We start from the raw sequence: 25,066 nt of genomic DNA on the forward strand, positions 1-25,066 counted from the left end.
CCAGAGGGGGCGGGTAATCTCCGAGGCAAATTGCTCTTAAGCGACAGGATTCTGAGTCGAAACCGAACGATCCTCCCCCGCCAGGGGGAGGTCTCGCCGAAGGTGACGGATGGGGAGGACAGGGCGCAGACGTTATCGCTTTCCTCCCCTCCGTCTGGCAAGCGCCAGCCACCTCCCCCTGGCGGGGGAGGATCGTAAGGGGGCCTTAGAAGCGGTAGCCGATCGTCGCCTGGACGGTGCGGCGGTTGCCGTACCAGCACCAATTATAGTTGGCGAAGCACGACGTCAGATACTTCTTGTCGAAGATGTTGGCGCCGTTGACCGCCAGGCTGAGACCGCGCAGCGACGGTGCGAACTTTTCCAGGTCGTAGCGGATCAGCGCATCGTACACGGTGTAGGACGGGCTGTTGCGACCCTCGGTCTCGCCGGGCGTGACGCCTGCATAGACCTGGTCGACATGGCGCATCGCCCCGCCGACCGTCAGCCCTGCGAGCGGACCCTCGGGCGGGGTCCAGTCGAGGCCGAGCGTCGTACCGCCGCGGCCGACGGTTTCGAGCCCGCGGCCGACGCGCGTCGGGTTGTCGGCATCCTCGGTGACCTTGACGCGCTGACGGCTGAACGCGGCGCGGGCGTTGAAGCCGTAGGGCAACGGTGCGGTACCCTCGAACTCGACGCCTTGCGACCGCACGCCACCGGTCTGGCGCGATCGCGAGAAGTTCGGCGTCGAGGTGAGAACGTTGGTCTGGTCGATCCGGAACCACGCACCCGAGAGCAGGATCTGCGTGCCCGGTATGGTGAACTTGGCGCCCGCTTCGAGCTGTTTGCCAAGCGATGGGTCGGCGAGACCCGACGATCCGTCGCTGAGTTCGATCAGGCTGGCCTGCTGCTCGAACGAGGTCGAATAGCTGACATACGGCGCGAGCCCGAACGGCAGCGTGTACAGCGCGGCGGCGCGATAGGTGAACTTCTCGTCGTGCTTGACGCCGAGGTTGATCTGCTGCGCGCGCGCCCAGTCCTGCCGACCGCTGAGCACGACGCGGAGGTCGCCGAGCGCCATCTGGTCCTGCGCGTAGATGCCCTGTTGGCGCTGGCGGATGGTCGTGTTGCCAACACCGTATTCCGTCGGAACTTGCGATGGCGTCCGTGGGACGCTGACGGTGCCGTAGACCGGGGCATAGCCGTTGAGCGACGGCGCCGTGCCGAACGCGGCGTCCTCGATCGAATGTGCGACCTGGCGATCGACGCCGAACAACAACGTGTGCTTGATCGGACCGGTCTGGACGGTGCCGCTCAACTGGTTGTCGAACGTCCAGTTGTTGAGCTGTTCGCGCGTCGCGTAGGAGGCGCGGAGGAACGTCTGCCCGGTCGGGTCGCGCGCATCTAGCCCGCCTGCAGTGTAGATCAGCCCTAGGTTCGCCTTCACATACTGATACCGGCCCGACGAACGGAACGCCCAGCCGCCACCGAAATCATGGCGGAAGATGTAGGTGAGCGCGGCCTGTTTGCGGCTGAACCGGTTGCCCGCCTCGCCCCCGTCGAAGCTGGTTGGCAGCTTGCCGTTGGGGTTGGCGAGCAACGTGCCGCTCGCCGGGAACACGCCGTAATCGCCATTGTATGGATCGTGTGAATAGGCGCCGAGCAGCGTGAAGCTGGTCGAGCTGCCGGCGCCGGCGGTCACTGCGGCGGAGACGGTCTGGCGCTCGCGCTTGCCGAACTTCTGCTGCGTGTCGGCGCCGTTCGCGCTGCCGTTGATCCGCCACAGCACGCCGTCGCCCGCGCGCCCGCCAATATCGGCATCGACACGGTAGAGATCGTAATTGCCGTAGGTGCCGTTAATCGCGCCATATAGCGGCTGGTCGAGCGGCAACTTGCTCGATTCCGCCACGAGGCCGCCGGGGCTCGACTGGCCGTACAGCACCGAGGCCGGGCCCTTGATGACCTCGATCCGGTCGAGTCGCGAGACGTCGACCTGCGGCACGGCGTAACCGGATGGGCTGCCGAATTGCTTGAGCCCGTCGAGATAGACCGGCGCGTCGAACCCGCGAAGCTTGAACTGGTCGTAGACTTCCGCGCTGGCGCCGCGCGTCTCGGGCGTGACGCCCGCGACGAATCGGAGCGCCTGGTTCAGGTTCTGCAGGCTGCGGCCGGTAATGTCGTCGCTGGTGATGACGCTGATCGACTGCGGCGTTTCGGCGAGCGGCGTGTCGGTCTTGGTGCCCGACGACGCCTGGTTGCGCGGATGCTGGCCGGTGACGACGACGATCCCGGTATCGGGGCCGTTGGCGGTGGCATCGGGTGCGGTCTGTGCATAGCTCGGGGCGGCGGCTGCCGAGGCCAGCAGGACGGCCAGGCCGAAACGTCGTGTCATGAGTTCCCTTTCGTAATGACGGCGCGCTACCGCTGATGATAACTATTATCAATAGCGAAGAACGTCATTCCATTATGCAAAAGGAAATTGTGGCATTTGCGCACCAGTTCGTGGCGAAGGCGTCCGCAAACGCTTGCATCCGCTGTGCTCCCGCAGCACCGCCTCCGGAGAACGGCAGGATCGAGGACGACATGAACGGACGGGATTTGGCGATCGAGATCGCGACCGCGGGCGACGCAGCATGGTTCGGCAAGGCGGCGGACCGGCGGTTGCGGATCCGCAACATGGTGCCGGGAGAGTTTGCCGACGTCACGGGTGCGCCGCCGGTCGGGATGGCGTGGCGGACGATCGTGCTGGAGGCGCAGCCGGGCGCACGCAGCCGCCAGATCATTGCGTTGCCGATCGGCACCGCGCTGGAGTCGTTCGACGACGAGGCACTTTTCGCGCTGTTCCTACAGGCCGCGCCGGCGGGCGCTCGCGACGTGATCGCCCGTCTGCGAAAGCTGAAGATCCCCGATCCGACGGCCCTGCAGACGATCGCGGGCGACTGAAGATCAGCCGTTAACAAGGTCTTGGCGGCAAAACGCGCGCCAATGGCCATGATTTGGACACATATCGGACCAAGCGAGCCGCACGCGTGACAGGCTGTGCTTCCGCTGTGAGAATCTGATGCTAGCTTATGGCCAGCGATGCGCGCCTCAAAGCGCTGCGTCCTTGGCGCCCCGCCCGGATACGAGAGTGTCGCACGGACGGGCGGGGCGCCATCGTTCACCAAAAATTCACCAAGTCCTTGCAAAGCGGCCGCAGAGGATTCGCTGAGTAACGCGTACCTTCTGCGCTCCGCCGGTTTCAGTCACACGGGCAGGCGGAGCGCAAAATCCTGCTCTGCCCGTGTCCCTGCTCTACCCGTGCTTACGCAAGCCCCTGTCGCGACAGGCGCGCATCGATCAGGTCGAGCTCGCGGCCGAGTTGCTCCGCCAGCGTCACGCCGATTTCACGCCGCCTTGCCAGATCGAAGATCGCATTGCGTTCCGCGCGGACGGCGGCGAGCCGCATGTCGCGCTCGATCGGTGCATCCGCCTGTCCGGTGCGATCCTCGGGCAGCGTCGCCAGGCTGTCGATCCGCTCGCGATACTGATCCATCAGCCGCGCGGCGATGTCGGTGAACCGGTCGGGATCGTCGCGGCCTTCCGCCATCTGGTGCTGGACGCGGTCGAGTTCGGCGATAGCCGCCTTGGCCGACACCAGCCGCGCCCGATCGCGTGCCGCCGCCACGCCCTCGTCGGGCGGCAGGTTCAGATTGCGCAACAGCAGCGGCAGCGCGACCGCGGCGATCACCAGCGACGACAGGATGACCCCTGAGGCAAGGAAGATCACCAGATCGCGTGCGGGAAACGGCGTGCCGTCGTTCAGCGTGAGCGGCAGCGTCAGCGCGCCGGCCAGCGTGATCGCGCCGCGCGCGCCCGCCGCCGACATCGCCGCGATGATCCGTCGCGGCGGACTGACCGCCTCGTCGTTGCGGCGGCGCGCGCGCAACAGCGTGAACTGCATCGACACCCACACCCAGCCGAACCGGAGCAGCGCGAGCCCCGCGACCACCGCCAGCACGTACACCGCCAGCCACCACGGGCTGACATGCCCGGTCGTCGTGACCGTATCGCGCGCGCGGACGAACACCTCGGGCAATTGCTCGCCGAGCAGCACGAAGATCACGCCGTTGAGCGTGAACTGGAGCATGTCCCACACCGCACGGCGACGGATCCGCGTGCCCGCCGCGACGCTGGTGGTGGCGCCGGTAAAGGTCATCGCGATCCCGGCGGCGGCGGCGGCGAGCACGCCCGAGGCATGGACATGCTCGGCGGCCAGATAGGCGGCGAACGGGATCAGCAGGCTGACGAGGATGTTCGAGCCGGTCTCGTCGCCGAACTTCCGCGCGAACGCGGCCTTGCTCGCGACGATCGCCCAGGTAATGCCGACGCCGATCGCGACGCCCGCGAGCGCCATCCACGCGAACGTCAGCGTCGCCTCGCCGAGCGAGAAGCCACCGGTCAGCACCGCGGCGATCGCGAACCGCACGCAAACCAGCCCCGACGCGTCGTTGAGCAGCGCCTCGCCCTCGAGGATGTGCATCATGCGCTTCGGGATCGGCGCCTTCTGCGCGACCGCGGAGACCGCGATCGGATCGGTCGGCGAGACCACCGCCGCGAGGGCGAACGCGACGCCGAGCGGCATCGTCGGGATCAGCCAGTGAATGAACACGCCCATGCCGAGCACGGTCAGGAAGACGAGCCCGAGCGCCAGCCCAAGCACCGCACCGCGATCGCGAAACAGCTCGTCCTTGGGGATGCGCCAGCCATCGAGGAACAGCAGAGGCGGCACCAGCAGCAGGAAGAAGAGTTCGGGATCGAGCTCGACGCGGACATGCGCGACCATCCCGATCAAGGCGCCGAGCGCGATCTGAACGAGTGGCCGCGGCAGTGCGGAGGGCAACATCCGCGACGCCATCCCGCTGATGACGACCGCGAGCAACAGGAACAGGCACAAGGTAACGATCTGCAAAACGGCGGGCCCTCGGGTGATGTGGAGGCGTCCCTATACACGGATCGACGGCGTTTTGGGGATCGCCTGGTGAGCGCTCCCGTCTGGTCTCACCCAACAAATCGGACGGCTGTCAGCACCATCGGGCGGGGGGGGGGGCTCTCCCGCTCCATCCCCTTTGCGAGAAGGCGGCTCTATTGTTTGATTATTGGCTACGGAGAAAGCTGCACGTCGTTATCGGATATGTGGGTTATCGGATTTGTGGCCGCATAATTAATCATTTTGGTTCAGTCGGATTTATGGGCTGCGCGCTTACACGCCTCCCCAAGTAACGAGGCAGAGCTTGTGGATTTTTCATGACAACGTCTGGCGACAACCGCGCGCGCGCGGGCTTCCTCATGCGCCTTGTCCGCGACCGGCGCGGCAACACGCTGGCGATGATGGCCGCGTTTCTCATTCCGCTGCTGGGACTGGCCGGATCTGCGGTAGACGTCGCGCGTCTCTACGTCGTCAAAGCGCGCCTTCAGCAAGCGTGTGATGCTGGGGTCCTTGCGGGCCGCAAGTTTATGACGAGCACCAACAACACGCTCGATCCGACTGCAGTGACGCAAGCGCAAAATTTCTTTTCTAACAACTTTAAGACCGGCTGGATGGGAAGCACCGACGTTGCCTTCACGCCGACCAAGACCAGCGATAGCCAGGTCGCCGGCACCGCCTCGACCACGGTGCCTATGACATTGATGAAGATCTTCAACATGCCCGACAAAGCGATCGCGGTAAATTGTCAGGCCCGGTACGACGTTGCCGACACCGATGTCATGTTTGTGCTGGATACGACGGGCTCAATGGCGTGCCTACCGGGCGGCCCCGACACCTGCGGGACCGGCACATATTCCTATACGCGCCCGACAAGCGGCGGCGTACCGGGCTATGCCGGCAGCAAGGGCTATGCCGTAAATGAGCTGTTATCGAACGGAGGCAATGTGTCGCGCATGGAAGCGCTTCGTAAAGCAGTACTGAGCTTCTACGATGCATTCGCGGCTAATGCAGATCCCGCTACGAACGTCCGCTACGGCTTTGTCTCCTACAGTTCGGTCGTGAATCCTGGACAAGCGATCTTGGACGTCTCGCCCAGCTATCTTGTCGGTTCGGGTGGGTCTTCGGATCAGCCCTATTACCAGTCGCGACGTGTCATTGACGACTACGTATCGTCAACGTCCGATAGTACCCCTAACAATAGGTCGCAAACTGCCTGTACGGGGCCAACAGTTCGCAATCCCTCTACCCCTTTGACCTACAATTCATCGGGATCGGCTACGAACACGTACTACTATTGGAAGAGCGGCGGTTTCTTTTCGAGCAGCTATTGCGTTCAAAGGGTGGATACGCTTGGCCCACGGTGGGAATATAAGAAACTTCAATGGGATGTGAGTTCCTTGGTCAACGGCGCATCGTCGATGACCGATCCCACCGCAGTTGACGGTTCTAAAACGCAGTGGCTCGGGTGCGTCGAAACCCCGGTTGAAAATCCCGGACAGACCGTTTTCGCAACAAACAGTCTGCCTTCCGACCTCGACCCTGACGCGAAGCCGAGCGGGGCAAAGCGGTGGTGGCCGCATATGCAGGATATCGAATATTGGCGAACCGCGGCGACCGATTACACCAATGGTGACGACAACAACAACCGCCCAAGCTTGGGTTCTACTACAATGATGCAGAGCGGCTATTCGGCCTGTGGCAAGCCGGTAAAGAGACTTGGCGTGATGGCGCGAAGCGACATCTACAATTACCTGTATGCGACCGATTTCGTGCCGCAGGGCGGCACTTACCACGACACGGGCATGATCTGGGGCAGTCGCCTGATTTCACCCACCGGTGCTTGGGCGAACGATACCGCCACATGGGCTGGTCGCAACCCGCCAAACCGAGTGATCGTGTTCCTTACCGACGGCGTAATGTCTCCGAACAGCAATTCCTATTCGATGTACGGCTATGAGGATTATGACAAGCGGGTTGCCAACGGCGACACCAGCAAACTGACGAGCTATCATAACGCCCGCTTCCTTGCCGCGTGCGCGGCCGCCAAGGCGCGCAATGTCGATGTGTGGACGGTCGCGATCGCGTCCAGTACATCGACGCCGTTGCAGACCTGCGCGACGACGACGAACCAGGCGCTCTTCACCACCAGCGGCAACGGCCTGTCGGCAGCGTTTACGTCGATTGCTCAGCATCTTGCCATGCTGCGGATCACGAAGTGATGGTAATGCTCCGCAGGCGGCTGGCGAAAGATCGGCGCGGAGCGACGCTGATCGAGTTCGCTCTGGTTTGCCCGGTCATGCTGTTGATAATGATGGGGCTGGGCGATCTGCTGTACCAGGCCTATGCGCAGTCTATCCTCAATGGTTCCATTCAGAAAGCGGCACGGGATTCGGCGCTCGAAGGCGGCGCCAGCAACGCCGCTACCATTGACGGACAGGTCATCACGCTGATGACGCCATTGATCAAAAATCTTACCAATAATTGCGCGCCCTCGGGATCGACCGGAACGTGGTGTTCGACCCGCAAGAGCTACGACACTTTCAGCGAGGTCGCTCCCGAGCCGTTTACTGACACGAACAGCAACGGAGTTCGCGATCCCGGCGAATGTTACACGGACGTAAACGGCAACGGCGCATGGGATACCGACCCGGGCCTGAACGGCCAAGGCGGGGCGAGCGCGGTGACGGTATACACCATGACGATCACCTATCCGCGTCTGTTCCCAGTAGCCGGGCTGATGAAATTGTCGCCGATGCAGACAATCGCAGCGACCACGCTGCTAAAGAACCAGCCCTACGCCGGTCAGACAGTCTCCGCCAACGCAACGATATGCACATGATCAAGGGCAATTTTCGCAGGTTCGCACTTCTCTTATATCGCGATCGAGCCGGCTTGGCGCTCATCGAGTTCGCCCTTTCTGCGCCAATCGTGCTGTTGGTCGGATGCTACGGCGTCGAATTGGCGAACCTCGCTATAGTCCACATGCGGGTCAGCCAGATCGCGTTGAACCTCGCCGACAACGCTTCTCGTGTCGGAGCTTACAGCAACTTGGCGACGCAGCAGCTTCGCGAAGTTGATGTGAACGATATCCTTCAAGCGGCGCGGTACCAGGGTGCAGGTATCAGTCTGACAGCGAACGGGCGCATCACGCTGTCGAGCCTGGAAAACGTCGCGCAAAGTTATGACACGCAACCGGTACAGCGCATCCACTGGCAGCGGTGTATCGGCGCTCAAAGCGGCACGGGTTTCGACGGTCAGTTCAAAGCCAACGTGGCGACGACGGCTGGCAGCACGGCTACGGTGAATGACAAGGGGTATGACCTCCCGCTGGGTATCAGCGACAACGGCTCGACCCCCATCATGGCACCTGGCGGCGCAGGGGTGATGTATGTCGAGATAAACTATCGGACGAAGCCGCTGTTCGGTGCATGGCTCGCCCCTCCGCGAACGATCCACTATATCGCGTCGTTTGTGGTGCGCGACCGGCGAGATTATTCTCAAATGTATAATCCTGCGCCCACCTCTACGCCGTCGACCTGCAACCTGTATACCCAGTGACCCTAGCTGGTGAGGGGTAGGGCCTGTAATTCACTACAAGATGGTAGACGGTTATTATGAGGGGCATCGTGGATAAGGTGCATTTTCGACCATGCTTGGTCCCGGTATCGGCGATTGCCTCCCTGGCGGCGTGCCTAGCTGCCCTACAGACCACGAGCGCAACCTTAGTTTGCTGTGGATCGCGCTCGGAGCGGCTGGAATCAATATTTCCGCAGTTTGGTTGCTCTTCTGTCTACGGCGAGGTGGTTCCTGATCTAGGAATTCAGTAAGCTGAACTTTCAGCCCGAAAGCCGCCTGTCCGCTTTCCTTCCCACTCCGGACAGCCCGTGGAAGACCGGCTGACCCTATTGCTTGCCTGCCTCCGCATGGCGGACGATGTCTTCGCAGAGACGGTGGGTGGCGAGGATGTCTTCGGCGGCGGTGGGACGGGCTTCGCGGACGCCGGCGAGAAAGTTGGTGCACATCGCTTCGAAGCCGCGCTGGCGGGTGACCGGGGTCCAGTCGCCGCGACGGGCGTGCGTGTCGGTGCCGTTCTGGTCGCCCGTCTCGGACAGGTTGAGGACCGAGCGGCGGCGGTCTCCACCGATAATATCGAGCCGCTCCTCGTCGAGCCCAGAGTCGCGCTGCATCGTGCCGATCGCGTGATGGCCATCGCCGGCGAGCGTCAGCGTGACGCCGCTCAGCAGACCGTCGCGGACGATCGTCTCGATTTGCGTCCGCTCGATCGGGCCGGGGGCGAGGAAGCGGAGCGTGTCGACGACGTGGATAAAGTCGTCGAACATGACTCGGCGCGGGGTGTCGGGCTGCGCGTGGCGGTGCTTCTGCATCAGCATGAACGCGCGGGGTTCGCTGCGCAGCGCGGCATAATCGGGGGCGAAGCGGCAGTTGAACCCGATGGCGAGCAGGCGACCCTGGCGGTGCGCGAGATCGACCAGCCGTGCGGCCGCGTCGAACGTATCCGCGAGCGGCTTGTCGACCAGCACCGCGGCACCGTGGGCAAGCAGCGTCTCAACCATCGCGGGGTGCGCGGGCGTCGCCGAATGGACGAACGCCGCGTCGAAGCGGGTGGAGGCGAGCGCCGCGTCGAGGCTGTCGTGGCGATGCGCGATCCGGTAGGTCGCGCCGAGTGCGGCGAGCACATCGCGGTTGCGCGTGGCGAGGTGGAGCTCGATCCCCGGCATCGCGGCCAACACTGGGAGATAGGCTTTGCGCGCGATGTCGCCGAGCCCCGCCATCACGACGCGCATCGTCCGCGCGCTCAGGCGGCGACGTCGACGGCGTGCGTCTGGATGATCACCGGGCGCGCGGCGGCAAGATCGCGCGCGGCGAGGCCGAACGCCTTGAAATGATTGGACGCCATGTGGTGCTGGACCGCGGTGTCGTCGGCGTAGAGTTCGTTGAAGACGTAGCGGCGTTCGCCATCCGCTTCGCGCCACAGGTCGTAGTGCAGCACGCCCGGCTCGGCGCGCGACGCGGCGACGCAAACGCGGGCGGCCTCGACGAACGCATCCTCGCTGCCGGGCTTCACGGTGACGAAGGCGATGATCTTCACGGACATGGCGGCATCCTCTTTGAGTTTGCCCGCGTTCTGGCGGGATCGGGAGAGCGCGGCAAGCGCCGTGATTCCGGCAAGCCGACTTCACGTCTGGCGACCTCCCGATCCTCCGCGTGGCGGGGGACGATCGATGCCCGTTAGAACTGCCCGCCGACGTTGAAGGTGATCAGCTTGCTGTCGTCGCCGGGCGCCTTGAGGAGCGCCTTGGCCAGATCGATCCGCAACGGGCCGAACGGCGAGGTCCAGTTGACGCCGACGCCGACCGACAGGCGCGGGCTGGCGGTGTTGCCCGAATAGGTCTCCTTATAGGTGCCGAGCGAATAGGTGTAGGGCGTGCCGGTGTTCGTCGTGGTGCTGGCGCCGGCCGAATCGAGATACAGAAGGTCGCCCGCCGTGTTGGTATATTGGCGCGTGCCGGCAACGCACGCGACCGACGTCGCGTTGGCGGTCGCGCAGGTGTCGGTGAGCGTCGGGGTCTTGCCGCCGAACACCGCGCCGACGTCCATATAGATCGACGGACGAAGCCCCAGCTCGCGCGCGCCGGCGCCGAGCGGCAGTTCGAGCTCGAGGCGAGCCTGATAATAGGCGGTGCCGCCGAGCGCGGTCTGGGTGTTCGAGCTGCTGGTGCTAGACAGAGTCGCAGGCACCGTCGACGTATCGTAGTAGGTCCGCGTCACGCGCGGGCCGACACCGCGGATGTCGAAGCCGCGCATCTGCGGGTCGCCTAGGTAGAAGCGGTCGGTCAGCCGGACGTCCTGCCCCAGTCCCTTGATATACCCGCCCTCGGCATGCGCCGACAGGATGAAGCTCGACCCGAGGTTCATGTACTTGGTGTAGTTGGCGGTGCTGCGGATGTATTTGGTGTCGCCACCGAGCCCGGCGAAGTCCTGGCTGACGCTGAACTTGCTGCCCTTGGTCGGACGCAGGCGGCTGTTGGTGTTGTCGAACACCAGCGAATAGCCGATCGACGAGGTCCAGCGATTGCCGACCGCGTCGCACAGATACGTCCCGGCGATCGCGGGATCGCAGACGCCGTTGGTGTAATAGGTGTCCTCGTCGAGCGTGACCTGGTCGTAGGACAGCCCATAGCGCGCGGTGGCCGACCAATATTCGGTGAGCGGCACGGCGGCGCGGATCTGGAAGCCGGTCGAGACCTGTTCGTAGGTGGTGTCGTTGCTGTCGCCGGTGGTGCTGTACGAGCTGTAGTCGCGGCGGAAGATGTCGCCGCCGAGCGCCACGTTGGTGTCGAACATATACGGCTCGGTAAAGCCTAGGCTGACCGACTTCGAATAGCTCGACAGGCTGGCGTTCGCGCGCAGTTCCTGGCCCATGCCGCGGAAATTGCGCTGCGTGATGCTGGCCGAGGCGATGAAGCTTTCGAGGCTCGAATAGCCGGCCGACAATTGCAGCTCGCCGCTGGATTTCTCCTCGAGGTTGGTTTCCAGGATGACGCGGTCGGGGGCAGAGCCCGGCAACTGCTTGATCGTCATCTTGTCCTGGAAATAGCCGAGCGAATTGATCCGGTCCTCCGAGCGTTTCACCTGGAAGCTGTTGAACGCGTCACCCTCCGCGAGGCGGATCTCGCGGCGGACGACCTTGTCCTTGGTCTGCGTGTTGCCGTTGATCTCGACGCGCTCGACATAGGTGCGCTTGGCTTCGGCGATGTTGAAGTTGATCCCCATCGTCAGCGTGTCGGCGTCCTTCTGGAACTCCGGATTCACTTCGGAAAAGGCGTAGCCGAACAGGCCTGCGGTCTGGCTGAGGTTGTCGACCGAATCCTCGACGAGCTTGGCATTGTACCAGTCGCCCTTCTTGAGCGGCAGGGTGGCGGCCAGCTTCTTGCTGTCGAAGTCGCGGATCTGGCTGTCGACGCTGACATCGCCGAATTTGTAGCGTTTCCCCTCCTCGACCACATAGGTGATGATGAAGTCCTTCTTGTCCGGGGTCAGTTCGGCCACCGCGGAGGTCACGCGGAAATCGGCATAGCCTTGCGTCAGATAGAACTGGCGAAGCTTCTGCTGGTCGTAGCTGAGGCGATCCTGGTCGTAGCTGGTCGCCGACGACAGCAAACGGTTGAAACGCGCCTGCTTGGTCGCCATCTGCGCGCGGATCTGCGCCTCGGAGAATACTGCGTTGCCGAGGATGTTGATCTGGCGAACCTTCGACTTCGGGCCCTCGCTGACGACGAACACGACGTCGACGCGGTTCTGGTCGAGATTGACCATCTTCGGGTCGATCACCGCCGCGAACCGGCCCTGGCGGCGATAGAGTTCGAGGATCCGCGCGATATCCTGGCGGACTGCGGTGCGGGTGAAGATCTGGCGCGGCGCCAGCTTGATCTCCTTGGTGATCTTGTCGCTCTTCAGTGCCTTGTTGCCCTCGATCAGTATGCGGTTGACGATCGGGTTCTCGCGTACGCGCAGCACGATGTTGCCGTCGGCGACGCCGGCGATCGAGTAATCGGCGAACAGATCGCTGGCCTGCAGGTCCTTCAGCGCCTGGTCGAGCGTTTCGGCGCTATAGGGCTTGCCGACGCGCAGCTTGGTATAGCTCAGGACGGTTTCCGGTTCGATCCGCTGTGATCCTTCGACGCGCAGGGTCTTGATGATGCGGCCGACGGGCGCAGGCGCGGGCGTCATCTGGTTCGGTACGGCATTCGGTACGGCAGTCGGTGCGGCAGTCGGTACGGCGGCCTGCGGGGCAGACTGCGCGGGTGCGACCGGCGTCGTCATCGTTCCAGCCATGGCCAAAGCCAGGGAACCGGCGCCTAAATCGAACATCATGCCTGCGTCTCCGGGAGTGAACCGCGGCGCTATGGGGGGCATGTTTCCCCGGAATGTTCCGATATGTCGCAAGTTCGCAGCCGTGCAACATATCGCCTGGGGTGGACCTGGGACCCGGGACGCTCGCCGGGCGCCTGGGGTGATATGTCTCAGTCGTGTCACGGATCGCTGGCGGGGACATTTCCAGGACATTCGTGATCGGTAGCGACCGCGGTGCAGGCCAATGCTGCGCCTGTCTGAAGAAAGGCCGATCATGCGCGTTGCCATCAAGGGTGTCCCGGCACCCGAACCCATCCGCCCCGCCGCCTCGCCGCCGATCGTCGACAATCCCTTTGCGCCCGAGATCTTCGCGACCGGGTTTGCCGGGTTGGCGAACCTGAGCGGCGTGATCGTACTGACGCTGGAAAGTGCGCGCTGCGACCATGCGCGCCAGCCGCCGAGCGTCGACCGCGTCGTCGTCGGCCGGATCGCGCTGACCAGCAGCGCCGCGCAGGATCTGGTCGCGGGGCTCAACCAGTTTCTCGAACAGCAGGGGCTAAGCCCGTCCAAGGCGATCGCCGCCGGGGCGACGTTCCAGTGAGCGCGGCTGGGTATCCCTCGATCCGCCGGACCGTCCGGTTCGACGACATCGTGCGCTCCGGCAGGGCGGCTGCGAAGCGCGTCGTCTGGAGCGCGCCGACCATGCCGGGCGTCCGGATCCGGCGTATCGTCTTTGCAAAGAGTATTGCGGGACCCGCGCTGCGTTACGAGCCTGTAACAACCGTCACGGTATGACAGTTTTATGAAAGGCGATGAATAGAACCGTGTTCGCAAGACGACACCTTGCGGCGTAATGAGGAGAGCACCGGAACACCGCTTGTCGAGCGGGAGATCGCACCGCAAACCCGAGTGGCGGACCTTATCCGTACCCCACAACATCTGCCGCGGCGGTCAAGGATCGCGGTTCAGGGAGTATATTCATGCGTCTCGATTTCCGCGCACGCCTTTTGGCGTCCTCTCTCCTGTTGGGTATCGCCGGTCCGGCCTGGGCCCAGACTGCAGAGCCTCTGCCCGCCGATCCTGCCCCCGCTGCCCCCGCTGCCGTCACACCTGCCGCCGGTCAGGCGGAGCCTGCGGACGGCGACACGATCGTCGTGACCGGTTCGCGCCTCGGTGGCGACAGCCTGAAGCAGGCCTCGCCGATTTCCGTCGTCAGCGCCAAGGAGATCGCGCTGTCGGGCCAGATCAACGTCGAGAGCGTCCTCAAGGACCTGCCGCAGTTGATCCCCAGCACGACTGGTGCCTCGAACAACCCAGGCGGCGGCGTCGCGACCGCGGATCTGCGCGGGCTCGGTTCGACGCGTACGCTCGTGCTCGTCAACAATCGCCGGTACGTCGCGTATGATTCGAACCAGGTCGTTGATCTGAACACCATCCCGGCGGCGCTGATCGAGCGGGTCGACATCGTCACCGGCGGCCGCTCGGCGGTCTATGGGTCGGACGCGATCTCGGGCGTCGTCAACTTCGTGATGAAGAAGGACTTCAGCGGCGTTCAGGCCAATGCGAACTACCGCATCAACGAGGCGGGCGACGGCGGCACCTTCAACGGCAACCTGCTGCTCGGCGGCAATTTCGAAGATGGCCGCGGCAACGCGACGATCTATTTCGATTACACCAAGCGCAACGGCATCCTCCAGTCGGCGCGCGACTATTCGAAGCAGGCGCTGGTCGACGACGGCGACGGCAACCTGATCGCGGGCGGCTCGGGCTCGATCGAAGGCACGCGCTTCGCGCTCGGCGGCGTCAACCGCAAGTTCGAGACCGACGGCAGCTACACGCCGTACAACGCATCGACCGACGCGTATAACTATGCCCCAGCAAACTATCTCCAGGTCCCGCAGGAGCGGTTCCTGATGAGTGCGCAGACGCATTACGAGGTCAGCCCGGCGCTGAACGTGTATGCCGAGGGCCAGTTCATCAACAACCGCGTGAAGAACCAGCTCGCGCCGACGCCGTTCACCGGATCGGTCGCGCTCGATGTGGATTCGTCGTTCCTGTCGGCCGGCTCGCAGTCGCTCCTTCGCGGTCTCGACACCGACGGCGACGGCTATGTCACCTCAACGATCTACCGCCGCCTGACCGAAGTCGGCTCGCGTGTGTCGAACCTCGACAACACCGCCTATCGCGCGGTGCTCGGCGCCAATGGCGATATCGGCGGCGGCTGGAACTACGACGCCTATTACAGCTACTCGCGTACCAAATCGACCGAGACCCAGTCGGGCAACGTCTCCCGCAGCCGCGTGCTGCAGGCGCTGCGCACGACCTATGATGCCAGCGGCAATCTGGTCTGCTCGGATACCAGCAACGGGTGCGTACCGCTCAACATCTTCGGCACGGGCAACATCAGTGCGGCCGCCGCCGATTTCATCACCATCCCGGCGCAGAACACCAGCACGATCAGCGAGCAGGTCGCCAGCGCGTCGATCTCGAACCGCAACCTGTTCGATCTGGGCGCAGGCCCCGTCGGTATCGTGTTCGGCACCGAATATCGCCGTGAGCACGGCAGCTACAATCCCGACTTCGCGCTGTCGTCGGGCGACGTCGTCGGCTTCAACGCAGGCGAAGGCCTGAGCGGCGGCTATGACGTCAAGGAAGCCTATACCGAAGTCGCGGTGCCGCTGCTGGCGAACATCCCGCTGATCAAGAAGCTCGAGGTGAACGGCGCGTACCGCTATTCCTATTATTCGACCGCGGCGAAGTCGGTGAACACCTATTCGGGTGGCGTGGTGTGGTCGCTGATCGACGACCTCTCGCTGCGCGGCCAGTATTCGCGCGCCGTCCGGGCACCGACCGTGTCCGATCTCTACAGCGGGTCGTCGCAGGATTTCCCGGCGGCAACCGATCCGTGCACGACCGCGGTCGCGGTGACGAACACCAACCTCAACGCCAGCTGCCTTTCGACGGGCGTCCCGGCCTCGCTGATCGGTACCGCCTATGACGGCGGCAGCACGCAGATCCAGACGGTCAACGGCGGCAAGCCCGCGCTGCGCGAGGAAACCTCCGATACCTATACGGGCGGCATCGTGCTGCAGCCACGCTTCCTGCCGCGCTTCTCGCTCACGGTGGATTACTACAAGATCAAGATCGCCAACTACATCTCGACGGTCGGCACCACGAACCTGATCCGCGCCTGCTACGGCGATGCGGACAACGGGTATACGCCGTACAACGCCAGCTATTGCGCGTCGCTGCCACGCGATTCCAACAGCTATGCGATCACCGACGCGGTCAACACGCTGGCCAATACCGGCGGCGTGACCACCCGCGGCGTCGATTTCGAGGCGCGCTACGGCCTGCCGCTCGGTTTCGGTGCGTTCGGGGCTGATACGAGCAAGCTCGACTTCCGGCTTAGCGGGACGCGGTTGATCGCGTTCAACTACAACCCGCTCGCCGCCATTCCCGATCTGACGATCAACTGCGCCGGCAAGTTCGGCCAGACCTGCGGCAATCCCTATGCAAAGTGGCGGCTGTCGGGGCGGACGACCTATTCGACCGGTCCGGTGACCGTGTCGGTGCTCTATCGCTATCTGTCGCCGGTGAAGGACGACGACAGCGGCACGTTCTACGCGGTCGAGCGGATCAAGGCGTATCACTATTTCGACCTGACCGCGGCGTTCGATATCAAGCCGGGCTTCACCTGGTCGGTCGGCGTCAACAACATCTTCAACAAGCAGCCGCCGATCATGGGTGACAACCAGGAGCAGGCGAACACCTACCCGTCGACCTACGACCCGTACGGCCGGGCGTTCTTCGTCAGCACGAACGTCAAGTTCTAGGAGACCCTGTCCCCCTCCCCCGCAAGGGGAGGGGGCAGCGCTGATAGGCATGAAAAAGGGCGGGGTGGTCACCACCCCGCCCTTTTTCATGCGCCGCCTGTTCGGCGACCCAATGCGAAGGCCGCCCCGTCATCCAGCAGGAGTCACCCAGCAGGAAGACGGGGCGGTGTTGGTCAGAACTCGAAGTGGACCGAACCGATCACGGTGCGCGGCGCGCCGAAGGTGTAGCGCGTGGTGCTCGCCGACGAGGTGCCCGTGCTCAGATTGCCGAAATAGCGTTCGTTGAACAGGTTCGAGACGTTCAGCTGGAAGAACGTCTTGTCGAGCCCGGCAAACGCCAGATCGAACCGTGCGTCGAGGTCGACCGTGGTGTAGCCCGCGGCGATCAGGTCGTTGACGTCGGTGACGTAACGCTGGCCGACATGCTTGACCTGTGCGCCGATCGACACCGGGTCGAACGATGCCTGGACGCGCCCGCCATATTGCCATTTGGGCGTCTCGACGACGAACTTGCCCGCGGTCGCCGCGGTGATCGCGCCGGTGGTCGGGTCGACCGCATCGTCCTGTAGCTTGGCATCGATGTACGAGGCAAACCCATAGAGCGAGATGTTGCGGATCGGGGTGATGCCGAGGCTCGCATCGAGGCCCTTGCTCTTGACCGTGCCGACGTTGCGATCGGTGGTCAGCGTGCCACCGCCCTCGAGCGTGGTCAGCGTCGAGATGATGCGGTTGTCGTAATGGATGTACCAGCCCGCCAGCTGCGCCTGGATCAGCCGCGACGAATAGCGCAGCCCGAGATCGAACGAGTCGGTCTTTTCGGGCTTCACCTCCGCCACGGGCGAGATCTTGACGTCGTCGAACGCGTACAGATTGTCGGTGCGCGGTGCCGAGAAGCCCTTGGCATAGCTGGCGAAGATGCTCGCATTCGGGGTGAAGGCATAGGTCATGCCGACGTTCGGCAGCACCGCGTTGTACGACTTGATGCGGTTCTTGTAGGGCGCGCCGTACGTGGCCGTGGTCGCATTGGCGGCAACCTGCTCGGCGGTTTGCGAGGTGCAATAGCCGTCGCTCGAATTGCCCGGGATCGTGTAGCAATAATTGGTGAGGCTGCGGCGGAAGAACGGTGCGCGCAGGCCCAGCGTCAGCTTCAGAGCATCGCCGAAATACGACCCGCGATACTCGCCCGAAACCTGGTGGAGGATCGCGTAGGACAGGCGGTTGCGCTTGTTGACGACGTTGCCGGCGGCATCGAGAATCGCCGAACTGCCTTCGCCGTCGAGCGCGCTGAACACATCGTACGGGTTGCCGTTTGCATCGAGCAGGCTGGCCTCGCCGGTCTGGCGATGGCGGGCGCGGTCCCACGTATAGGCGAAGCGGACCGCGTTGTCGGCGTCGATGTCATAGCGCAGCCCGGCGATCGCGGTGAAGCGCTGCGTGCGGGTGTTCGACGGGAAATACGCACGGACATAGTCGAGCGTGTCGCCATCGCCGTTGATGTCGACGCCCGCCGCGGTCCCTGCACCCAATCGCTGGAGCTGATAGGTGTAGACGCTGGTCGCCGCTGCCGTGCCCGCGGCATTGGTCGCGTTCGCATTGCTCTCGGCGAACACCGCCGACCCGCCGCCATTGGCGCGCGTAAAGCTGTACGCACCGTCGAACGTGAAGACGAGCTTGTCGGTCAGCGTGTAGCGCGAGTTGACCCGGAAATTGCCGGTATTCGACGGGTTGATGGCGGTAGACGCCGCATTCCCGCACGACGACCGGTCGTTCTGGCTGGTGCCGTTGACGCCGCTCGCCGAGGGCAGCGAACAGCTGGCGTCATAGAGATACGCGTTGGTCTTGTCGTCGAACACCGTGTCGTACTGCGCATTGTTCAGGTCGAGCGTGTACGGCGTCGCGGCGCTGACCCCGGTCGTCGGCACGACCGTCGTGCCGAGCGTGGTGCGAATGTTGGCCAGCGTTGGGTTGCTGTACGAGCTGTTGCGGTTCTGGTTGTAGTTCGCGCCGAACGCGATGAAGTCGCCCTTGCTGCCGATCGGCTGGTACAGCTTGGCATTATATTGCTGCCGGTTGATCTCGCCCGAGCCGCGGAACTGGTCGTAGCGTTGCTAGCTGGCGGACACCCAGGCCTTGGTACCGAACGAGGTGAACACGCCGGTATCGATCTTGGCGAAGACGCGGTTCATGTCGTTGGTGCCGTGCGAATAGGCGACGGTCGCGCCCAGCTTGTCCTTCGGCATCACCGACCGGTAATTGACCGTGCCGCCCGACGCGCTGGCGGTCGGTGAATCGACGTCGGTCGCGCCGAAATTGACGTTGACCTGCTCGATCAGCTCGGGATCGAGCTGCTGGTTCGAATAGATCGCATAATTGCCCGAATCGTTGAGCGGAATACCGTCGAACGTCAGCGAGATGCGGTTGCCGTCGAACCCGCGGATCCGCAGCTGACCGCCCGAGCCGCCATAGGGATCGCTGTTGGTGAAGTTGACGCCGGGCACCAGGTTGATCGTGTCGAGGATGGTCTGGCCGGGCGTGCGACGCTCGATCAGTTCCTGCGTCAGGACCGCCTTCGCCTTTGGTGTATCGGGCGTCTGGATGCCGTTGACGTCGGGCTTGGCCCGCGATCCGCTGACGACGATGTCCGATTCCGCATCCACCGTGCCGGTCGACTGCGCCTGCGCCATCGCCGGCAGGACCAGCGTCGCGAGTGCCGCGCCGCAGAATAAAGTCTTACGCATCTAAACCCCTTTAAAGATCGATCGAGCTGCGACGCGATGATTGCGGTCGCAGTGCGATCGATCCGATATGGAGCGAAGATGACAGTATAGGGTCTATTGGCGGGTGCGGATGCTTTCGCGGCGTGCTGTTGTAGCGATATCCCGGTATGTGTCCGAACGTGTCACATATCTTGCAGTGGTGCTTTGATATCGTCGGACTTTGCTACGGAAATATCATGCGACGACCGTCGCGTCGTCCGTCATCAGCAGATGCAGCAGTCCGGGAGCGGGGCGGGCGATCGCGTGAACGCCGAGGGCCTCGAGCGCCGGAACCGAGGCGCGGTCGGCGTCCTTGAGGCGAATGCGCAGGCGCGTGCCGTGCTGCGTCGCCGCCTCGACATTGTCCGCGCCCCCGAGCGCTGCGAGCGTCGCCGGGGTCAAGCGGATGTCGGCGACCTTGGCGGCGGGGGCGATCGCTGCCGGTGCCGTACCACCTGCTGCGATGGCATCGCGGATCTCGACCGCGACCGAATCGGCGATCGGGCCGAGCACGATCTGGAGCGCCTTGTCGGACGGTCGGATCAGGCCGCGCGCACCGAGCGCCTTCAGCCGTGCCTCATCCACTGCGCCCTGGTCCGCGACGATCAGGCGCAGGCGGGTCGTGCACGCGCCGACGCTGGTGAGGTTGGCTGCGCCGCCGAGGGCTTCGGCGAAGGCGGCGCCGCGTTCGCTCTTGGCGACGGTTGCCGCGGCGACGGGTGCATCGCGCTCGCGGCCGGGGGTGGGCAAGTCGAGGCGCTTGATGACGGTGCGGAACAGCACGTAGTAGATCGCGGCATAGGCGAGGCCGACCGGGAGCAGGAGCAGCGGCTTGGTCGCCTTGCCGTAGTTCAGCACGTAGTCGAACAGCCCGGCGGAAAAGCCGAAGCCCAATTTGACGCCGAGCGCATCCATCAACGCCATCGACACGCCGGTCAGCACCGCGTGGATCGCGTAGAGCACCGGGGCCAGGAACATGAAGCTGAACTCGATCGGCTCGGTCACGCCGGTCAGTGCCGAGGTGAGCGCGAGGCTCAGCAGCATGCCGCCGACCGCTTTGCGGCGCTCGGGCAGCGCGGCGTGGTACATTGCCAAACAGGCGGCGGGCAGGCCGAACATCATCACCGGGAAGAACCCGGCCATGAACGCGCCCGCGGTCGGATCGCCTGCGAAGAAGCGGCGGAGATCGCCCGTGGTGCCCTGGTAATCGCCGGCGACGAACCAGACGATGTTGTTGAGCAGATGGTGCAGCCCCGTGACGAGCAGCAGGCGGTTTAGCAGCCCGAACGCGAACAGGCCGAACCCGCCGGCGCCGCTGATCCCGTAGCTGAGGCCGTCGATGCCGGTGCTGAGCGCACCGAAACCAAGGCCAACGATCAGGCCGAGTACGAGGCCAGCGACGCCGCTGACGATCGGCACGAACCGTCTTCCGCCGAAGAAGGCGAGATATTCGGGGAGCGCGATCGCCGAGAAGCGGTTGTAGAAACTGCCGCCGATCAGACCCGAGAGGATGCCGATCGGGACGTCGAGGCGGGCGATCGCCTTGGCCTTCCACGCCGCGGTGGCGAGCGCGATGGTGTCGCCGGTCAGGCCTTTGAGCGCGTCGGCGGGGACGGTCATCAGGGCTTGCGCGCCCTGCGTGGTGACGAGGTAGCAGACCACGCCCGCGAGACACGCGGCGCCGTTGCCGTCGCGCGCGAAACCGGTGGCGACGCCGATCGCGAAGAGCAGCCCGAGATGCGAGAAGATCGCATCGCCCGCGGCGCTGAGCACGGCGATGTCGAGCAGGTCGGGTTGGCCCAATCGCAGCAAAAGCCCGGCGACGGGGAGTACCGCGATCGGCAGCATCAGCGCACGGCCGAGCGGCTGGAGGGCTTCGAGCAGCGACTTCATGGGCGGAAACTCCGGGCGAGCGTTCGCACGTCCGCGGCTGAGATGCAGTTCATCGCCGCCGCGGCATGCGCGCGGCAGGCGTCGATCGTCAGCGTCGCGACCAGTGCCTTGATCTCGGGGACGAGCGCGGGCGCGGACGACAATTCGGTGACGCCGAGGCCGATCAGGATCGGTACCGCGAGCGGATCGGAGGCGAGGCCGCCGCATACGCCGGTCCATTTGCCGTGGACCGCGCCGCCTTCGCAAGTGCGTGCGATCAGCCGCAGCACCGCGGGGTGGAGCCCGTCGAGGTCGCTCGCGACCGCCGGATTGCCGCGGTCCATCGCGAGGGCGTATTGCGTCAGGTCGTTGGTGCCGATCGACAGGAAGTCGGCTTCGCTGGCGAGCAGGTCGGCGGTGATCGCGGCGGCGGGTGTCTCGATCATGATGCCGAGGGCGACGTGCTCGGTGTGTCCGGTCGCGGCGGCTGCGGCGTCGAGTGCTTTGCGAACCGCGCGGAGTTCGGCGAGGCTCGCGATCATTGGCACCATGATGCGGCACTGGCCGGCGGGGCGGACCGCGAGGATCGCGCGCAACTGGGCGTCGAGCATCTCGGGATGGGCTAGGCCGACGCGGATGCCGCGCAGGCCTAGCGCCGGGTTCTCTTCCGCGGCGATCGGGAGGTAGGGGGCGGGCTTGTCGCCGCCGATGTCGAGCAGGCGGACGATCAGCGGGCGACCGTCGAGCGTGTCAGCGATGCGCTGGTAATCGGCGGTCTGTTCCTCAACACTCGGCGCGCTGTCGCGTTCGAGGAACAGGAATTCGGTGCGGAGTAGCCCGCAGCCTTCGGCGCCGTTGCGGACTGCGGCCTCGGCATCGTCGGCCGAGCCGAGATTGGCGAACGCTTCGATCCGGACGCCGTCCTGCGTGCGGCATTCGCGTGCGGCGTTGGCGAGCGCGACGCGGCGGCGTTCGGTTTGCGCGTCGAACGCGGTTTGGGCGGTCGCCAGCGTCTCGGCATCGGGGGCGACGTGGAGCAGCGCTGCGCCGGCGTCGAGGATCAGCGGCGTGCCAGCCGTGATCTCGGCGAGGGCTGGGCCCACGGCGACGAGGGCTGGGAGCCCCATCGTCGCGGCGAGAATCGCGACGTGCGAGGTGGGCCCGCCGCGCTCGACGCAGAAGCCGACGATCGACGCGGTGTCGAGGCCGAGCAGATGCGAGGGGAGCAGGTCGTCGGCCAGCAGGATCGTGCCGAGCGGGAAGCTCAGGCGTTCGTCAAGGTCTTCGCCGGCGAGCGCGCGGAGCACCTGCCGTTCGAGGTCGAGCATGTCGTCGGCGCGCTCGGCGAGGCGGGCGTCGCCGGTTGCTTTTAGTGCATCGGCCTGCGCGCGGATTGCGGTGCGCCATGCGTAGGCTGCGCTGTCGCCTTGGGTGATCGCGGCGTGGGCGGCGTCGGTCAAGGTTGGGTCGTCGAGCAGGGCGGTATGCGCGGAAAGGATTGCATGCTCGGCGCCCGTGGCGGTTGCGGACTTGCTGGCTAGGCGCGTGGTGACGGTGGCGAGCGCTGCGTCCAGCGCGGTGCGTTCTGTGGTTGCGTCAGCACCTTCGCGGGTCACGGTGATCTCGGCGAGGCGGAAGAGTCCAGCCTGGCCGATCGCGATGCCGGGGGAGGCGGTGACGCCGGGGAGGCGGCCGTCGGCTGGGAGGGTCAGAACCTTCCCCGCAGCGACCTTCTGTTCCCCCGCGGAGGCGGGGGGCCAGTAGCCAAGGGCGCCATCGTTTGTGATTCCTGGGCCCCCGCCTTCGCGGGGGAACACGGGGGCGGCGGGGGCCGCAACGGATCCGGCCTTTTCGCCCATGCCGCCGAGGATCAGGTCGCCGATCGCGGCGAGCGCTTCCGCGGCATCAGGACCGGTGGCGGCGAGCGTGATTTCGTCGCCGAGCTTTACGCCAAGCGCCATCAGCGCGACCGGGCTGCGGACGTTACCGTCGCGCTCTTCCTTTGTAATTTTGACTTCGGACACGAACTTCCGCGCGGTTTCGCCGATCCGGGCGGCGGGGCGTGCGTGAATGCCGTGGACCAGCGGCACGACGATCGTGCGGCGGACCGTGTCGCCTTCGATTATAGCGACGTCGGCAGCATCGACGCGGGGTTCGAGCGTCATCATCGCCTCGCCGACACCGACCAGCTTGTCCGTCTCGCGGCGGACGATCGTGAAGCGTTCGGGGTTGGTGACGATCACCGGCGTGATGACCGCCCGCGCTTCGCAGACCAGCAGGTCGAGGTCGAAGCGGATCAGCGGGTCGAGCCGCTGGACGCTCGCGCCCTCGCTCACGCACGGGCTGAACCCGCGCCCGCCGAGCGCCACCGTGTCGAGGCCGATGTGCATCAGGATCTCGGCGCCCTCCGGCGTGCGCAGCGTGATCGCGTGGCCGCTGGCGTGGACGCTCAGCACGACCGCGTCGCACGGTGCATGCAGGCAGTCGCCGGTCGGATCGACGGCGATCCCGTCGCCCATCATCCGTTCGGCGAAGACCGGGTCGGGGACCGCCTCGAGTGGCGATGCCCAGCCCTGGAGGGGCGACGTCAGGATGATAGGCTTCATCGGTTCACGTCCTGCCCGCGACGAGTTGGCCGCCGATCCAGGTGCCCGCGGGCCTCAGATCGGCGGTGAGCGCGACCCAGTCGGCGCGCAGTCCGGGCGCGAGCGCACCGCGTTCGTGCGACAGGCCGAGGAAGGCGGCGGGGTTGGTCGCCGCCATCGCTGCCGCGGCAGGCACGTCGGCCTGCGTGCGCGCGACGAAATTGCGGACCGCGCCGGCCATGTCGAGATCGGAGCCGGCGAGCGTCCCGTCCTCGCCGAAGCACTTGCCATCCTCGACATGGATCAGGCGCCCTTGCAGGCGGAAATCCTTGTCGACCGCGCCGACCGACGGCATCGCGTCGCTGACCAGCATCAGCCGATCGTGCGGACGCGCGTTGAGCGCGAGGCGGAGCGCGGCGTCGTGGACGTGGAGACCGTCGGCGATCAGCCCGCAATAGACATGGCGATCGTCGAGCGCGGCGCCGACCACGCCCGGCGCGCGGTGGAGCAGCGGCGACATCGCGTTGAACAGATGCGTGATCCCGCTGAGACCCGCGCCGACCGCATCGATGATCGTCTCATAGTCCGCATCGGTGTGGCCCGCGCTGACGATCACGCCGCCGGCGACCAGCCGCGCGATTGACGCCGCGTCGGTCAGCTCGGGTGCCAGCGTCACCATCACGCGACCCTTGCGCGGACGGATCAGCAGCGCGATCATCGCGTCGTCGAGCAGTCGGAATTTGGCGGGGTCGTGGATGCCCTTGCGCGACGGGTTGATCCACGGGCCCTCGATGTGCGCACCGACCACGCCGGGAACGCCAGCCAGAATCGCGGCGTCCATCGCGTCGAGCGTCGCCGCGATCACGTCGGGGGTGTCGCTGATCAGCGTCGGCATGAACGCGGTCGTGCCGTACGGCGCATGCGCGGCGCCGATCGCGGCGATGCCTTCGACGGTCGGCTGGTCGTTGAGCAGCACGCCGCCGCCGCCATTCACCTGCGTGTCGACGAAGCCGGGGACGAGCCAGCCACCGTCCAGGTCGATCGCCTCGGACGCGACCCGCTCGAGCGGGGTGATCAAGGCGATCCGGTCGCCGACGACGCGGATCGTCGCGCCGTTCAATAGTCCGTCGCGGGTAACGACGGTGCCGTTGACGACGTGGAACCGGGACTCGTTCATGTCATGCGCACTCATACCGT

16 protein-coding genes are annotated in these 25,066 nt (G+C 65.1%); 6 read left to right on the forward strand and 10 right to left on the reverse strand.

Features of this window, described 5'->3' with window-relative positions; genetic code table 11:
* Positions 1 to 205 precede the first annotated feature (205 nt).
* Positions 206 to 2,368 (reverse strand): TonB-dependent siderophore receptor, encoded by a 2,163-nt coding sequence (locus tag C8J40_RS04205; protein ID WP_132895943.1) that lies wholly within the window; start codon positions 2,366 to 2,368, stop codon positions 206 to 208.
* A 191-nt stretch (positions 2,369 to 2,559) separates the two neighbouring features.
* Here C8J40_RS04205 and C8J40_RS04210 point away from each other — a divergent pair, with 191 nt between their 5' ends.
* On the forward strand, positions 2,560 to 2,919 hold the full coding sequence (locus tag C8J40_RS04210; protein WP_132895944.1) for a hypothetical protein: 360 nt from the start codon (positions 2,560 to 2,562) through the stop codon (positions 2,917 to 2,919).
* 361 nt (positions 2,920 to 3,280) lie between these two features.
* On the opposite strand, the gene C8J40_RS04215 is transcribed toward C8J40_RS04210, so the two are convergent.
* Entirely contained in the window at positions 3,281 to 4,927 is a 1,647-nt protein-coding gene (locus tag C8J40_RS04215; RefSeq protein WP_207894136.1) for a Na+/H+ antiporter, read from the reverse strand.
* 335 nt (positions 4,928 to 5,262) lie between these two features.
* Here C8J40_RS04215 and C8J40_RS04220 point away from each other — a divergent pair, with 335 nt between their 5' ends.
* The 3 genes from C8J40_RS04220 to C8J40_RS04230 are packed head-to-tail and all read left to right on the forward strand — an operon-like array spanning position 5,263 to position 8,503.
* Positions 5,263 to 7,164: a TadE/TadG family type IV pilus assembly protein gene (locus C8J40_RS04220; protein WP_132895945.1), complete on the forward strand. Its 1,902-nt coding sequence runs from the start codon at positions 5,263 to 5,265 to the stop codon at positions 7,162 to 7,164.
* A 5-nt stretch (positions 7,165 to 7,169) separates the two neighbouring features.
* The gene (locus C8J40_RS04225) at positions 7,170 to 7,784 is read left to right on the forward strand and encodes a TadE family protein (protein ID WP_132896248.1); all 615 of its coding nucleotides are present in this window, start codon (positions 7,170 to 7,172) and stop codon (positions 7,782 to 7,784) included.
* On the forward strand, positions 7,781 to 8,503 hold the full coding sequence (locus C8J40_RS04230; RefSeq protein WP_132895946.1) for a hypothetical protein: 723 nt from the start codon (positions 7,781 to 7,783) through the stop codon (positions 8,501 to 8,503). Before C8J40_RS04225 ends, C8J40_RS04230 begins: the two co-directional genes overlap by 4 nt.
* Before the next feature lie 344 nt (positions 8,504 to 8,847).
* On the opposite strand, the gene C8J40_RS04235 is transcribed toward C8J40_RS04230, so the two are convergent.
* From C8J40_RS04235 to bamA, 3 genes are all read right to left on the reverse strand, one after another.
* The gene (locus C8J40_RS04235) at positions 8,848 to 9,750 is read right to left on the reverse strand and encodes a Gfo/Idh/MocA family oxidoreductase (RefSeq protein ID WP_132895947.1); all 903 of its coding nucleotides are present in this window, start codon (positions 9,748 to 9,750) and stop codon (positions 8,848 to 8,850) included.
* 11 nt (positions 9,751 to 9,761) lie between these two features.
* Positions 9,762 to 10,061: an antibiotic biosynthesis monooxygenase family protein gene (locus C8J40_RS04240; RefSeq protein ID WP_132895948.1), complete on the reverse strand. Its 300-nt coding sequence runs from the start codon at positions 10,059 to 10,061 to the stop codon at positions 9,762 to 9,764.
* Positions 10,062 to 10,195: 134 nt separating this feature from the next.
* The gene (bamA, locus tag C8J40_RS04245; RefSeq protein WP_243693198.1) at positions 10,196 to 12,790 is read right to left on the reverse strand and encodes an outer membrane protein assembly factor BamA; all 2,595 of its coding nucleotides are present in this window, start codon (positions 12,788 to 12,790) and stop codon (positions 10,196 to 10,198) included.
* 304 nt (positions 12,791 to 13,094) lie between these two features.
* On the opposite strand from bamA, the gene C8J40_RS04250 reads away from it, so the two are divergent.
* Both C8J40_RS04250 and C8J40_RS04255 read left to right on the forward strand, forming a co-directional pair.
* Entirely contained in the window at positions 13,095 to 13,421 is a 327-nt protein-coding gene (locus tag C8J40_RS04250; protein ID WP_132895950.1) for a hypothetical protein, read from the forward strand.
* A gap of 379 nt (positions 13,422 to 13,800) precedes the next feature.
* Positions 13,801 to 16,656: a TonB-dependent receptor gene (locus C8J40_RS04255; protein WP_132895951.1), complete on the forward strand. Its 2,856-nt coding sequence runs from the start codon at positions 13,801 to 13,803 to the stop codon at positions 16,654 to 16,656.
* A gap of 173 nt (positions 16,657 to 16,829) precedes the next feature.
* Here C8J40_RS04255 and C8J40_RS04260 read toward each other — a convergent pair whose 3' ends face one another.
* From C8J40_RS04260 to nagA, 5 genes are all read right to left on the reverse strand, one after another.
* Positions 16,830 to 18,578 carry a TonB-dependent receptor gene (locus tag C8J40_RS04260; RefSeq protein ID WP_243693199.1) on the reverse strand — a complete coding sequence of 583 codons (1,749 nt, stop codon included), beginning with the start codon at positions 18,576 to 18,578 and terminating at the stop codon, positions 16,830 to 16,832.
* A 186-nt stretch (positions 18,579 to 18,764) separates the two neighbouring features.
* Complete coding sequence (locus tag C8J40_RS20695) at positions 18,765 to 19,394, reverse strand: TonB-dependent receptor plug domain-containing protein (protein WP_243693200.1); 630 nt, start codon at positions 19,392 to 19,394, stop codon at positions 18,765 to 18,767.
* Positions 19,395 to 19,607: 213 nt separating this feature from the next.
* On the reverse strand, positions 19,608 to 21,305 hold the full coding sequence (gene nagE, locus C8J40_RS04265) for an N-acetylglucosamine-specific PTS transporter subunit IIBC (RefSeq protein ID WP_132895952.1): 1,698 nt from the start codon (positions 21,303 to 21,305) through the stop codon (positions 19,608 to 19,610).
* Positions 21,302 to 23,890 carry a phosphoenolpyruvate--protein phosphotransferase gene (gene ptsP, locus C8J40_RS04270; protein ID WP_132895953.1) on the reverse strand — a complete coding sequence of 863 codons (2,589 nt, stop codon included), beginning with the start codon at positions 23,888 to 23,890 and terminating at the stop codon, positions 21,302 to 21,304. The genes nagE and ptsP overlap by 4 nt, the downstream gene beginning before the upstream one ends.
* A 4-nt stretch (positions 23,891 to 23,894) precedes the next feature.
* Positions 23,895 to 25,046, reverse strand: a complete 1,152-nt coding sequence (gene nagA, locus C8J40_RS04275; protein ID WP_132895954.1) for an N-acetylglucosamine-6-phosphate deacetylase — start codon at positions 25,044 to 25,046, stop codon at positions 23,895 to 23,897.
* Positions 25,047 to 25,066: the final 20 nt, after the last annotated feature.

The sequence above is a fragment of the Sphingomonas sp. PP-CC-3A-396 genome (assembly GCF_004343105.1).
Taxonomy (GTDB): Bacteria; Pseudomonadota; Alphaproteobacteria; order Sphingomonadales; family Sphingomonadaceae; genus Sphingomonas.